The organism is Megamonas rupellensis DSM 19944 (assembly GCF_000378365.1).
GTDB lineage: Bacteria > Bacillota > Negativicutes > Selenomonadales > Selenomonadaceae > Megamonas > Megamonas funiformis.
The window spans coordinates 1-12,794 of sequence record NZ_KB899582.1; the positions used below are offsets into that span (position 1 = coordinate 1).

Annotated in this window: 17 protein-coding genes and 1 pseudogene; 1 reads left to right on the forward strand and 17 read right to left on the reverse strand. The window is 26.5% G+C overall.

Going from position 1 to position 12,794, the window contains the following annotated elements:
• A pseudogene (locus F553_RS12115) lies at window positions 1–418 on the forward strand (IS30 family transposase); the annotation flags it as partial.
• Here the strand turns inward: F553_RS12115 and F553_RS0107260 are convergent.
• The 17 genes from F553_RS0107260 to F553_RS0107340 all read right to left on the reverse strand — a co-directional run bounded on the left by F553_RS0107260 (window position 392) and on the right by F553_RS0107340 (window position 12,793).
• Complete coding sequence (locus F553_RS0107260; protein WP_156809626.1) at window positions 392–1,504, reverse strand: hypothetical protein; 1,113 nt, start codon at window positions 1,502–1,504, stop codon at window positions 392–394. The pseudogene F553_RS12115 and the gene F553_RS0107260 overlap by 27 nt on opposite strands.
• A 309-nt stretch (window positions 1,505–1,813) precedes the next feature.
• Complete coding sequence (locus F553_RS12505; RefSeq protein WP_018999592.1) at window positions 1,814–1,951, reverse strand: hypothetical protein; 138 nt, start codon at window positions 1,949–1,951, stop codon at window positions 1,814–1,816.
• 12 nt (window positions 1,952–1,963) lie between these two features.
• Complete coding sequence (locus F553_RS12210) at window positions 1,964–3,550, reverse strand: CFI-box extended C-terminal domain-containing protein (RefSeq protein ID WP_018999593.1); 1,587 nt, start codon at window positions 3,548–3,550, stop codon at window positions 1,964–1,966.
• A 20-nt stretch (window positions 3,551–3,570) separates the two neighbouring features.
• The gene (locus F553_RS0107275) at window positions 3,571–4,143 is read right to left on the reverse strand and encodes a hypothetical protein (protein WP_018999594.1); all 573 of its coding nucleotides are present in this window, start codon (window positions 4,141–4,143) and stop codon (window positions 3,571–3,573) included.
• Window positions 4,144–4,162: 19 nt separating this feature from the next.
• Window positions 4,163–4,318, reverse strand: a complete 156-nt coding sequence (locus tag F553_RS12585) for a hypothetical protein (RefSeq protein WP_018999595.1) — start codon at window positions 4,316–4,318, stop codon at window positions 4,163–4,165.
• 131 nt (window positions 4,319–4,449) lie between these two features.
• Window positions 4,450–4,665 carry a helix-turn-helix domain-containing protein gene (locus tag F553_RS12315; protein WP_083912160.1) on the reverse strand — a complete coding sequence of 72 codons (216 nt, stop codon included), beginning with the start codon at window positions 4,663–4,665 and terminating at the stop codon, window positions 4,450–4,452.
• Between the two features lie 19 nt (window positions 4,666–4,684).
• Window positions 4,685–5,305, reverse strand: coding sequence for an ERF family protein (locus tag F553_RS0107290; RefSeq protein WP_018999596.1), 621 nt, complete (start codon window positions 5,303–5,305; stop codon window positions 4,685–4,687).
• Window positions 5,306–5,319: 14 nt separating this feature from the next.
• Complete coding sequence (locus tag F553_RS0107295; protein WP_018999597.1) at window positions 5,320–5,613, reverse strand: hypothetical protein; 294 nt, start codon at window positions 5,611–5,613, stop codon at window positions 5,320–5,322.
• A gap of 148 nt (window positions 5,614–5,761) precedes the next feature.
• Window positions 5,762–6,649: a hypothetical protein gene (locus F553_RS0107300; protein WP_018999598.1), complete on the reverse strand. Its 888-nt coding sequence runs from the start codon at window positions 6,647–6,649 to the stop codon at window positions 5,762–5,764.
• A 66-nt stretch (window positions 6,650–6,715) separates the two neighbouring features.
• Window positions 6,716–7,024 (reverse strand): Rpn family recombination-promoting nuclease/putative transposase, encoded by a 309-nt coding sequence (locus F553_RS0107305; protein WP_259317169.1) that lies wholly within the window; start codon window positions 7,022–7,024, stop codon window positions 6,716–6,718.
• 18 nt (window positions 7,025–7,042) lie between these two features.
• On the reverse strand, window positions 7,043–7,915 hold the full coding sequence (locus F553_RS0107310; protein ID WP_018999600.1) for an Rpn family recombination-promoting nuclease/putative transposase: 873 nt from the start codon (window positions 7,913–7,915) through the stop codon (window positions 7,043–7,045).
• Between the two features lie 35 nt (window positions 7,916–7,950).
• Window positions 7,951–8,568 (reverse strand): hypothetical protein, encoded by a 618-nt coding sequence (locus F553_RS0107315; RefSeq protein ID WP_018999601.1) that lies wholly within the window; start codon window positions 8,566–8,568, stop codon window positions 7,951–7,953.
• Between the two features lie 5 nt (window positions 8,569–8,573).
• Window positions 8,574–8,822, reverse strand: coding sequence for a hypothetical protein (locus F553_RS0107320; RefSeq protein WP_018999602.1), 249 nt, complete (start codon window positions 8,820–8,822; stop codon window positions 8,574–8,576).
• 12 nt (window positions 8,823–8,834) lie between these two features.
• Entirely contained in the window at window positions 8,835–9,440 is a 606-nt protein-coding gene (locus tag F553_RS0107325; RefSeq protein ID WP_018999603.1) for a JAB domain-containing protein, read from the reverse strand.
• Window positions 9,441–9,551: 111 nt separating this feature from the next.
• Complete coding sequence (locus F553_RS0107330; RefSeq protein ID WP_018999604.1) at window positions 9,552–10,862, reverse strand: MATE family efflux transporter; 1,311 nt, start codon at window positions 10,860–10,862, stop codon at window positions 9,552–9,554.
• A gap of 29 nt (window positions 10,863–10,891) precedes the next feature.
• Window positions 10,892–11,998: a hypothetical protein gene (locus F553_RS0107335; RefSeq protein ID WP_018999605.1), complete on the reverse strand. Its 1,107-nt coding sequence runs from the start codon at window positions 11,996–11,998 to the stop codon at window positions 10,892–10,894.
• An 18-nt stretch (window positions 11,999–12,016) separates the two neighbouring features.
• On the reverse strand, window positions 12,017–12,793 hold the full coding sequence (locus F553_RS0107340; RefSeq protein WP_018999606.1) for an ABC transporter ATP-binding protein: 777 nt from the start codon (window positions 12,791–12,793) through the stop codon (window positions 12,017–12,019).
• Window position 12,794: the final 1 nt, after the last annotated feature.

The window sequence follows — 12,794 nt, forward strand, 5'->3', positions numbered from 1 at the left end:
GCTTGTTTAGCAACATTTGTAGAAAGAAAAACAAGATTTTATGTGGCAATAAAAATAAAAGATAGAACAGCCCCATCAATGCTAAAAGCAATAAAAAAATTAGTGAAAGTACTACCAAAAAAGGCATTAAAAACATTTACAACAGATAGAGGAAAAGAATTTGCATGTTATAAAGAAGTAGAAAAATTAAATATAAAAGTATATTTTGCAGATGCTTATGCAGCATGGCAAAGAGGTAGTAACGAAAATTCAAATGGGTTATTAAGAGAATATTATCCAAGAGAAAACAGATTTAGGGAAAATATCTAATGATGATTTAATAGAAAAATTAATATTATTAAATAGTAGACCAAGAAAATGTTTAAATTGGGATAATCCATTTAATTTATTTTTAAAAGAAGTGTCGCACTTGGATTGACAATTCATCAAAATTATTAAAATCACATTCTATAATCATTTTATTTGAAATATCATTAATAACTTTTCTCCAATACAATTTTTTTCTATAATTCATTAAATAAATTTCTACCAAGCAAATTGCATTAATAGGTAGATTCTTTAATTTTATACAGAGTGCCTTATAATACTTATTTTGTTCCCTATAATCTCTATATCCTTTTATGAAAATATTCATACATGATTTTGCACTCATAACATAAATATTATTATTATCTTTAATAATTCTATTATTATTTATCTCATACAATGTTCGTTCTACTAAATTTATTAATTCTTTCTCCATATATTTTACTAAAACAATTGTATTTATTACATTATACATATCTTTTTCTGATATGGTATTCCATATTAATGCATAAAATTTTTTAATATATATATAACGTTCATTATCCAACTCACCATCTAAAGGAGCAATTGTAGCATTATCCGTTTCTAAAGAAAAAAATTTCGTAATACGTATCTTCTTTAATTCAGATTCATTTTCTGATAATTCTTTGTCATAATGCTCAGGAATTCCACCTATTTTTATACACCTAAATAGAATAAAAAGTTTGAACCAATGATATATTTTAGATAAATTATTCTTGATGTCTAATTCTTTCTGAGCAAATAAACAATAGAAATCTTTAAACTCTTGCTTCAAAACATTATTAGATTGCTTTCTATCTCTCATATAAGCATCTTTAGTTTTTTGTGAATAATATAAAGGTCTACAATATTTAATTAATATATCAAAATTTATATCATTCTTATTTTCTTCACACGTATCAAAGTATTCTTTAAGAGTTTTATCATTAACTTTTAGACAATCAAAGTTAAATACATATTGCTCTTTATCTTTTATATTTATATCTTTTGATAAAAATTCATGTATTTTAAAAAAAGATGCTGGTAAATATATTTCATAACAAATACTATTAATTTTATATTCACACTTTATTAAGTCAAACCAGTTAAACTCTTTATCCATATCTGATGTTTTAGGAATTAGCTCAATTTTAGTTTTTTCTACTTCTTCATTTTCAAGTTTAACGTCATCTGTCATTTTATTCACCTTGACTTTCATCCATATATTAATAATAGTATCAAAAAAAAATATGTCCAATCAAATGTAAAACAATAACTTTAGAAATAAAAACCACCTTATCTGGTAGAGTCAAAATTTATCAATAATACATAAATGTCCAGATGTCCAAATGTCCAGCAATAAAATGGTGTGTAAAAGGGTGTGTTATTAAACATAAAACACACCCTTCTATAATTGGACATATGGACATTAAGACATATACTTATTTTAATAATTAAAAATTACATTAAATGTAATAATTTAGCTCTTACTATACCCTTTACTGATTCATTTATACGATCTAAATGATATCTCTCCATTATTAACAGCATCTAATAAACCTAAATCTACTATAGTCTCTCCCTTAAGACGTTTACTAAATTGTATAGAATCTCTCATCTTACGTCTAAAACGTTCACCAAACATATAAAATACCTCTTATACTATTTTTTCTTTTAAATCTTGCACCATTTTAAAATACAAATTTTTACAACTTATATTATCATTTGCTTCAATATATTTAAGACAAGGTTTTAAATACATTAACCAAATATTCATATATATATCACTAGCATTTGGTAACTTATTAATGGTACTTACAATTTTAGGTGCTATATTATAATACTCTTTTATTAACTCTTTACCATCAGGTTGATTTTTCAACCAATTATCACGGAAATGCCTAAACATAGTTAATTCATAGCAATCATCTGGTTTATTAAAACTATCACATACAGCTGTAGTAATAAAACAGCCTTCGGATTCATTTTCTTTTTGAGATTCATTCAAATTTTTAAGAACATCTTTAGCTACTGTTTTAACTTCATCATTTCCCACAGATATAGCTTTATTTAAATAATCTCTAGCAAAAGATGGATTTTCTTCAACACCTACGCCAATGGCATAACATATACCAAAAATACATAAGGCATCTCCATTATTTTGATCAAGTTCTAAAGCTTTTTTTAATAAAGAAATTCCTTTTTTTTCATCTTTATCAAAGTCTGCATATTCCTCATTAAGACCTAAATATACACTAGCTAAACTACTAGCTGCTAAACTAGAATTATTAACTCGGATATTTCTTTCATAATATTCAACAGCTTTATAATAATTATGTTCACTTAAAAATATATTAGCTAATTCATTCAAAGCTTCTTCTTCATTTTGTTCAGCAGCTACTAGATACCATTGTTTAGCTTTATTAATATTTTTAGGTAAAAATTTTTCAAAATAATATAAACGTCCTAATATTAATGCAGAATTTCTTTCACCTTTAACAGCTGCTTTTTCATAATATTGAATAGCTTTATTTACATTAGCCGATTGATGACACTCTCCTGATAAATATATATATCCTAAGGAAGCCAAAGCTTTCCAGTAACCTTTATTAGCAGCTTTTTGATATAATTTCATAGCTTTATTGTAGTTTATCTTTTCGGAGTTCTCAGAACAATAATAATTTGCGACCTCATATATAATAAAAGGATCTTCAGATTTTTCTAATTTATCAATTTGAGATAATATATTTTTATTTAAGATAGGAATATACTCTTCATTAATATTATAAAAACCTGAACCTATTAAATGTAAATCTGCTAATACATAACCCTCATCACTTAATTGAGCTAATATATTGAATGCCGATTCACCATCTTCTTTTATTTGATCATAGCCATATTCTAAAATCATTGCTGCTAAATAAGCCAATCTTGGACTATCAGCATTTTCAATATTGTTAATTCTATCAATAAACTCACTCATTTTATAATTAACAAATAATCTCTCTAATTTTTCAGCTAATTTATCATTTTTAATATCTTCTTCTTGTTGTACTTGAGCAAAATCTCCAAAAAAGTCTCCACCATCATTATCAATAATAATATCTTCTTTAGTATCATCTATAATATCCTTTTCAGTTATTGTAGATTCATTATTAAATTCCTGAAGAGAATATCCACATTCATGACAAAATTTGCCATTCTTTAATGTTTTAGCTCCACAATTAGGACAAAATTTTAACATAACTTGTACCTCTCATTTTATTAATATTGTATTTGTTTTTGTGGTCTTCTAAATGCTGTCTTTGCTATTTCTGCAAATATTGGTCCACCATTCTCAGGTTTTCCTAAATCAGATATAGACATCTTAGCCCAATCTATAATACCTATATTTTTCCAATCACTATTATTAATACTTTCATAAATTTGATAAGCTTTTCCGCCTATTCCTTTTATTTGATAAATCACTTTATCAATACTGTCATCTTTTTGATTTATTAAATCTGCACCTAACTGATTTTGTTTTCTATCAAACCAAACTGTATCGTAATCTATAAGTAAACTATCTTCAGTTTTATTAGGTAAAGCATTTTTAGATTGTGCTTCTATTGATACATTAGGTGTATTAATTTTTATATTATCGCTTTTATCAATAAGTTTTTTAGCTACAAAAGCTGTAGCCGCAATACCAGCCACTATCGCTCCACCTTTAACTAATGTTTCTGTACGTTCATTCTTTAATTTTTCTATTTCAATTTTTTTTCTATTACTTGAATCCCATGCTTCTACTGCTACTTGAGCAATAGTCCCAAGAATATCTAAACCTGAAAATCCCATTTATTTGTTCCTCCTAACATTAACCTAATCTTCGATTAATTACCCAACTATGAGGTTTATCTCCATTTTTTCTAGGACATTTGCCTGGCTGTGGTCTTCCCATACTTGGTGAACGAGTTTCTTTTTTTCCGCAATAAGTACACATATATTCAATTCTCTTAAATGTTGAAGACATATTTATTCCCTCCTCACATTTTATTTCGCTATATGTTTATTAAAAGTTTTTATAAAATTACAATATCGTATTTATAAAAAAAACACCATTCTCACTAGGGTTAATATTAATACTATAAGTATATATATTTTTTAAATATCGCTTTCTTTCATAATTTCAGTAATATCTACACCTAAACATTCAGATATTCTAAATAATAAATCCATACTGGGTTTTGCATATCCACATTCTATTTTGCTTAAATATTGTGGTGTTATACCTATTTTTTGAGCAAAATCAACTTGTTCAAAACCTCTATCTTTTCGATAATATCGTATTTTATTGCCTAAAAAGGCTAGAATACTTATTCAGATTCTAGCCTTTAATTTATGCTGTCTTAATCATTTGCTTTTGACAATCCATACATAGTGGTTTATTATATCTAGCCATAGAAAATTGCACCACTCTATCACTCGTTATTTCTTCACCACAATTAGCACAAACAGTTATGGATTTTCTAATAGTAGATATTTTCTTTACATTATTAACTATTTTAGAACCTTTATTACCTATTGAAGAATTTTCATCTGTTTTAGTATCTGCTTCAGGATCATCACCTGTAGCAATACATAGACTCATCATATAAGCATATTTTATAGCTGCTGTCTGTGCTTTCATAACAGCTTTATCTCCTGCATCTTGACCACTACCTATACCAAATAAATCAACACATTCTCCGCTTTCACTATCAATTAATTTAATTTGGACATTAACAGTTACCAGATGTTCTGTATTTCCCTTTAGATTGATAACATCAACCATTGAAGCAATTTCTGGTATAACAACACTTGCAATCTTATTCTTAGTTAAAGCAGAATTAACTTTTAAAAGCACATCTTCAGCTGTAGCGTATTTATATTGATGGTACGAGTTCAAACCATTTTTAGCAATATGACCACATTCAATCATTACATTAACCAATTTTTTAGCAATTTTTGTATTTTCCATAATATATACACTCCTTAATATTCATTTGCAAATAATACAGTTACAGTTTCATAGTAATTTTTATCTGTAGCATCAGCTATAATATATATTTTGCCTTTTGAAGTCTTATAACTAGCTAAAATCCTATCGTTATAAATTATCGCTTCATTATTAGATTTAATATCATCAGTTGTTAAGTCTCCCCAATCTTTAGAAATAAATCTCTCAATACAATTATTTATCTCTAACCTGTATTTAGGATCTTCTTTAATATCTTGAGCAATTGTTCTTGTCTGGTAAAAATTAGCTTTGAAAAATGGATTATACATATATTTCACTCCTTAAAAACTAAAGCCAAAGGTATTTAACCTTTGGCTTATTTTCTTTATTTTTTATTATTGCCATTATTATTTAAAATCATGCTAATAACTTGTAATATTAATAAAATGATTTCTTTATTCATGATAAAATTCTCCTTTACGCTATTTTTTCTAATTGTTTAAATTGCTTACCATATGGACAAAAACTGGCAACACTGCAATAATCTTTACATTTACGATCATACCAACGTTCTTTACTATTGCAAATATGAGATGTTTTACCTTTTATTAATGCTTCATTTAATCTTTTTGCTTTAGCTTTCATATATTTTTTTATCCATATATCTGAAATTTTATTTATATGAATTATATATACAGGACTTGTAATATTGCGTTCACTAGCTACTCTTAAATTAAAATCTCTACATAATGCTTGAATCTCCATTCGATTTACTTTAAAGCTTCTTTCTTCAAGTAAAATTCGATAATAATTAAGCTGAATAGCCCAATCTAAAATATGTTTAACTCCGTCAGTTCTCCATTCTTTTTTAGTTTTTGGCTGACCTTTTTTTGTTCCTGTTTTATAGACTTCTCCAGTTGGTACATCAATTTTATAATAGCCCAGTGCTTTCATCAGTTTATATGAAGAAGTGATTTTATAATCTCCGAGTGTATTATCTTCTTTATCAAGGATTTGACCAAATAAATCAAACTTTCCACTAGTAATTTCATCATGCAATCTTTCTTCACTTAGCATATTACCTTCAGTGTAATTTTCATTTAAAGTATGAACAGCACTTCCATGAAGTGCATACATTTGATTTATAGGATCTACAGCATAATCTGTTGTTTTCTTTAAAAAGGTTTCCATTGTTCCTGCTAATAATTCTGTAACTGTTGCATTTTGTAGTTTCCTATTTAAAAAATTGGCAACTGCTCGTAATGTTGGTAAGAACATACATCTTTGAGTATATATACATTTTTTTAGACATTGATTGATATTTACTTCATGACCTGAAGGACAAATAAATCTTGTTGCTGGCATAATAAAACCTCCTGACACAAAAATAGCAGGTATAGCATTTGCTACACCTGCTGTAATTTGTTTATATTATTTAATTTTAATTTTTAAAGCCTCTACATCTTGAATACTTAATCCTGTTCCTTTAACAATAGTATCTACATCTACACCTAATTTTAAAAGATTAATTGCTGTATTGATATTAGCCTTTTTCATTCCTAAAGTAATGCCTTCTTGTAAGCCCTGCTCTAATCCTTCTTCTTTAAATGCACTCATATATGAATAATAATCTCTTATTGCTTTTTCTCTTTGTTCATACGCTCTACGTTCTATTTTATTCTGTAAAAATGTATCTTCAAATTCTACTGCTTCTTTAATTGCTAGAATTGTCATTGCTATTTCCTCAAAATTAAAGCTTTATTCTACTTTTATTTTGTTTATTTCTTCTATACTTAAATTAGTATATTTAGAAATAAGCTTTATATCTACTTTATCTTTTAGCATATTTTTTGCAGTTTGTATAGCTTGCTGATATAAACCCTGTTGCAAACCTTTCTGTAAGCCTTCTTGTAAACCTTCTTCTTTATATGAATTCATATAAGAATAATAATCTCTTATCGCTTTTTCTCTTTGTTCATACGCTCTACGTTCTATTTTATTCTGTAAAAATGTATCTTCAAATTCTACTGCTTCTTTAATTGCTGGAGTTGTCATTGCTATTTCCTCCAATTCTTCTTTACTATATTTTCCTGAAAAATAAGCAATCCATGCTTCAGATGCTCTTATTTTTCTCATATCCTTTAAAGTAAATTTGGGCAATTCTAGAAAATGTATCTCTATATGATCTGTGAGCTTATTATGAGATTTCACATTTAATAGATTATAGATATTATGCCAATCTTGCTCATCTTCCAAATAATCAAATGCTAATAGATTTATAGCTATAGCCTTTTTTAACTTCTTATATTCTGCACCTTTTTCTAGTTGCTCTGAATACATTTTTGACCAATAGTATAATGAACGCTCAGCCATCAATTTAAACGGACAAACTTGTACCTCGATATCTACTTGTGTGCCATCATTCAAATCCGCTCTAATATCTAATTTAGATAATTTACCATCTAAAGTTAATGGTTCATTATCTTTATCTAAAAAAGTTATATCTGTAAAACAATTTTCATCATCTTTATTTAAAATCCCATTTAAAAAGCTAAGTGTTAAATTCTTTCTTTTTTTATCTCCTAGAAGCTTTTTGAAGTATAAGTCATTCAATCTATTAAAATTTTCCATGATATTCACTCCTTACCTCATATTATATCAAAACTTTAAAACGGATACATAGAACTGAATCTATGTATATTTAAATAAAAATCTTCATCATCATTTATTTTATAGACTTTAGTTATTTTCTTTTTAAGTCTTGCTATCATATCTTTTGAAGATAGTTTTACTTTAGGAAACTTTTTCTTGATAAAATCTAAAACTTGACTAAAACTTTCAAAGTATTCTACTATTTGCTCATCATTTATGAAAGCATCTATTTTATATTTAGGATAGAAATATACACCTTCTTCATCAGTATTAATAAAAATATTAAATCCTGATTCTTCAATCAGTGCATATAGCTCTATCTCATTATTATATTTATCTTCAATAACTCTATAGAATACTTCTATATTACCTGTCCATGCTGTTTCAGTTTTAATATAGAAAAAGCTCACAGATTCATCATCAGTAACTTCATCATCACAGCCTACAAAACTATTTCTAAGATCAGACATATTTCTTGATTCATACTCACTATAACCTAAGCTTTCTAAAAAGCCACATATTGAATTGGTTTTACTGTTATTTATATAATCATTAATTTTTTGCCATAAATCATATACAGCCTCTTTATTCTCACTGAAAAATACTACTTGATTATCACTATAATTTGCCATGATATTTACTCCTCTACATCTATTTTTAAATCACCAAATAAGTTACTTTCATTTATATTTTGTATATTAGCTGAAGCTATAACATTTGCTAAAAATTCATTAAAAACTTTTGCTTGTGATAAATTTAGACTGAAATTTAAACTACTATGAGTATCTTCTGTATCTAAATTTATATTCACAAGACCTAGCTTTTCATCATAATGAATATCTCCATTTAAATTATCAAAACCCATACAAATCAAATAATTTGACATAGTCATCTCTCCTTAATCAAATTTTACATATCCTTCTTTTTTTAAACTTATACTCCCTTTTTTGGCAATAATTACATGGTCTAAAAAATCAATACCTAGCATTTCAGATAAATTCATTACTTTTTTAGTAAGACTTATATCTTCATTACTAGGCATTGAATCTCCTGATGGGTGATTGTGTGCAATTATTATTGCTGAAGCCATATTCTTTATAACTACATTAAATATTTCTCTTGGATTGACTACAGACATATTTACTGTACCTCTACTTATACAGCGACTTAGAACAACATTATTTTTTGTATTTAAGACAGCAATCCATAATTCTTCAACTTGTTTATCTTGCAGAAACTCAAAGTAATTTATGGCATCATTTGTTTTCCTTATTAATGACAATTCTTTTGTTCTATAATCCTGCATACGTTTTAAGATTTCTCGTATTGATAAGATTTTTTTTAATCTGTTTTCAGTCATGCCATTTATAGACTTCAATTCAGCCTTAGTAGTATTTAAAACTACATCATAAATGCTGTTATATTCTTTAAGCAAATTTTCAGCACTCTTAATCGGTACAAAGTTACTTAATAATTCTTCATCAGATAAATTTTGTAGGTTCATAGTAAATTCTTCTTCATAAAAATAATAGGCATAGCAATTAAGCTATGCCTATTATTTAGTATTTTATTCACTAATATAGTATACAATTAAAAATTATTAATCTAACAAAAATCACTCGAATTTACGTTTTAATATTGGTAAATATAATACTAAAATAATTGATTCCAGTAAATAAGTTAATATATATGTTAACCAAATACCATTATTTCCATACAAATTCATTAAGATATTTTGACAAACATAAAAGAATATTACAGCTACAAACATCATATTTCTAATAGAAGATGTTTGTCCCACACCCGTATACATTCCATATAATAACAAACCTACACCTGCAAAAATAGGATGTAAGATTATATAAAAACTATACTCATTAGCATACATATATATTTCAGTTAAATTTGTCATCATAGATATAAAATAACTTCTTCCCCAAAAAGATATTATGCTTATAAAGAATATGAAAATAAACAAACATATTAAGCCTATTTTTAAAGTTTTTTCTAATAATACTTTATTTTTATTACCTAAAGCTTTTCCTGAAAATACACTCACTCCATTAGCCATACCATCAATAAAATACACTATAATAAATATTATTTCTAATATAACTGCATTTGCAGCTAATGTTATTGTACCTAAGCTTGCACCTGCTATAGCAAATAAATTATTGATAGTCAATAAACAAACCGTTCTCAACATTAAATCCGTATTTACCTTCATCATAGATAAAAAAGGTTTTATATTTTTTAACTCTTGCAAGTATTCTTTTGTTATATTTAATTTAGCTTTAAAATAAATAGCCAAAAAACCTACTATACAGCCATAAATTTGAGCTATTATGGATGCATAAGCCACACCTTCTATATTCATATCTAATGCAAATACAAATAATATTGATAATATGATATTTACTACATTCATAGAAATTTGCATAAACATAGTATATCGTATAATCATTTGTCCCATTAGCCAACCAAGTGTTACATAATTTAATAAAACAAAAGGAGCTCCCCAAATTACTATATCACAATAAATTCTCATTAATTCTATTACTTGTATTTCTGGTTTCATAAAATCAATATAATAATTAAATAAAATAGGATATATCAGTAAAAATATTCCACTAATAAATATCGCTACAATTATTGGTCTTGCTAAAGACAAAAATCTCAATTTATCACATTGTTTCCCTAAAGCCTGAGCAGAAAAACTTGTAGTAGATACTCTTAAAAAACCAAATAACCAGTATATATTATTAAACAAAATTACACCTAATGAAACAGCAGCAATATAAAAAACCTCTGTCATATGTCCCATAACAGCCGTATTTACTGCTCCTAATATAGGCTGTGTAGCTGTAGCCAACATAAAAGGTATTGTAATCTTTAAATAATCTTTATATGTTAATTGTGATACCATAAAATCTCCTTTTTATTGTTAATTATACTTTAAAACCTATATTCTACCCTTCCAAACCAACGTGTTTTTTCTTTATTATTATCAATATTTTTTCCATTAAAATACGATATTTCACCTGTTAAATTTTTAGCAAATACATATTTTGTACCTAACTCAAATCCTTTTTCTCCTACAAAACTATTTGTATACGTTGGTACAAAAGTAGATAATTGACCTAAATTTTTATATGCTACCCATGTTCCAAATGTATTAGGTTCACTTCTCTTTATACCTTTATAATTCAACTGCATAACATATGCTTTTTCTTGATTATTATCTTTTAATCCATAATCTGATGAATCTAAATTAGACATAGCATATATTGCTCCTAATTTAAAATTATTATCAAATTTATATTCATTTGCTATTTCTAAAATTTGTTGAATTTCTTCTAATTCACCACTTCTTACATTATGATAAGCAACACCTGTCATTAACTTATCAGACATTGGTATTTCAGCTTGTAACCCAACATAATGCATAGCATCATATTCTGGATAATTTTTTAGCATTCCATTATTTTTATCATTATGTGGCGAATCAAAATTTCCTACAGCAGTAGTATAGACAATATCTGATTTTGCATCTTTATAAGTAAATTTCCCACCTTTTAAATAATCATCATAAATCATACCATACCCAATTTCCATATTCGCAAAATCAGCATAATCTATTTTTCCTAAAGAAATAGTTCCGCCAAAAGCTGGTCCTTGTAAATACAGCATTCTATTATAAAAATGATCTTCATCTCTATCTTTATAATTTATATCTACATCTACACGATTTTTTATTTTCCAATCATCACCTAAATTCAAAGTTGGCTCTAATCGCATTCTTAATAAAGATTTTTTTGTCTCTCCTTTTTTCCCTTCTACATTATCTCGACGTATATCATAACGAGTCAAACCTTTTATAGTTAAGATATCTTTATGTTCATCTTTAGATGCTATTTTATCATCATTTTTTTCATCTTCTGTAGATATCTCTAAATCAATATCATTTGCCTCATTTGCTTGAATAGATTGAGCTGATACTGTAGTCATAGATATAGTTAATAAGCCGATAACTAATAACTGTGATAATATATTTTTTTTCATTAAGCAAATACTCCTTTATCAAAACTCTATTATTGAATGAATTAATTTTTTAGCATACTCATCTGTTGTTTTATTCAAATCTTTTACTTTTAAACTTTCTGTGATTTTTCCATCTTTTAAAAATACTACTTCATCACAAAGATATGTTATTGAGGTTAAATCGTGTGTAATAAAAATATAAGTTAAATTTAATTTTTCTTTTAATTCCTTTAACAAATCCATTACTTGCACTTGTGTATGTGCATCTAATGAAGAAATAGCTTCATCTAATAAAATTACTTCTGGTTGACAAGCAACCGCTCTAGCTATACACACACGTTGTAATTGTCCACCAGATAATTGATGTGGAAACCTGTTTAAAAAAGTTTCATCTAAACCAACCATTTCCAATAAATGAACTATTTCTTTTTTTAAATCAATATTCTTTTTAGTTCGTTTTTTATAAACAAATAGTCCCTCAGCAATTATATCTTTTATTTTAAAACGTGGATTTGTTGATGTTGTATAATCTTGAAACACAATACTTAACTTTTCTTGTAATATTTTTTTGTTAGATTTACTTTTATAAATTTCCACATCATTTAAAGTATATATTCCACTATCAGGTTTTAACATTCCACAAATAACTCTACCTAATGTAGATTTTCCACTACCTGACTCACCTAAAATTCCCAAACAAGTTCCTTGAGCAATATTTAATGATATATTAAATAATACTTGTTTTCTTGTCTTACCAAAAAAAGACTCTTGTTTTTCATTTCTAAAACTAACACAAATATCTCTTAATTTAATCACT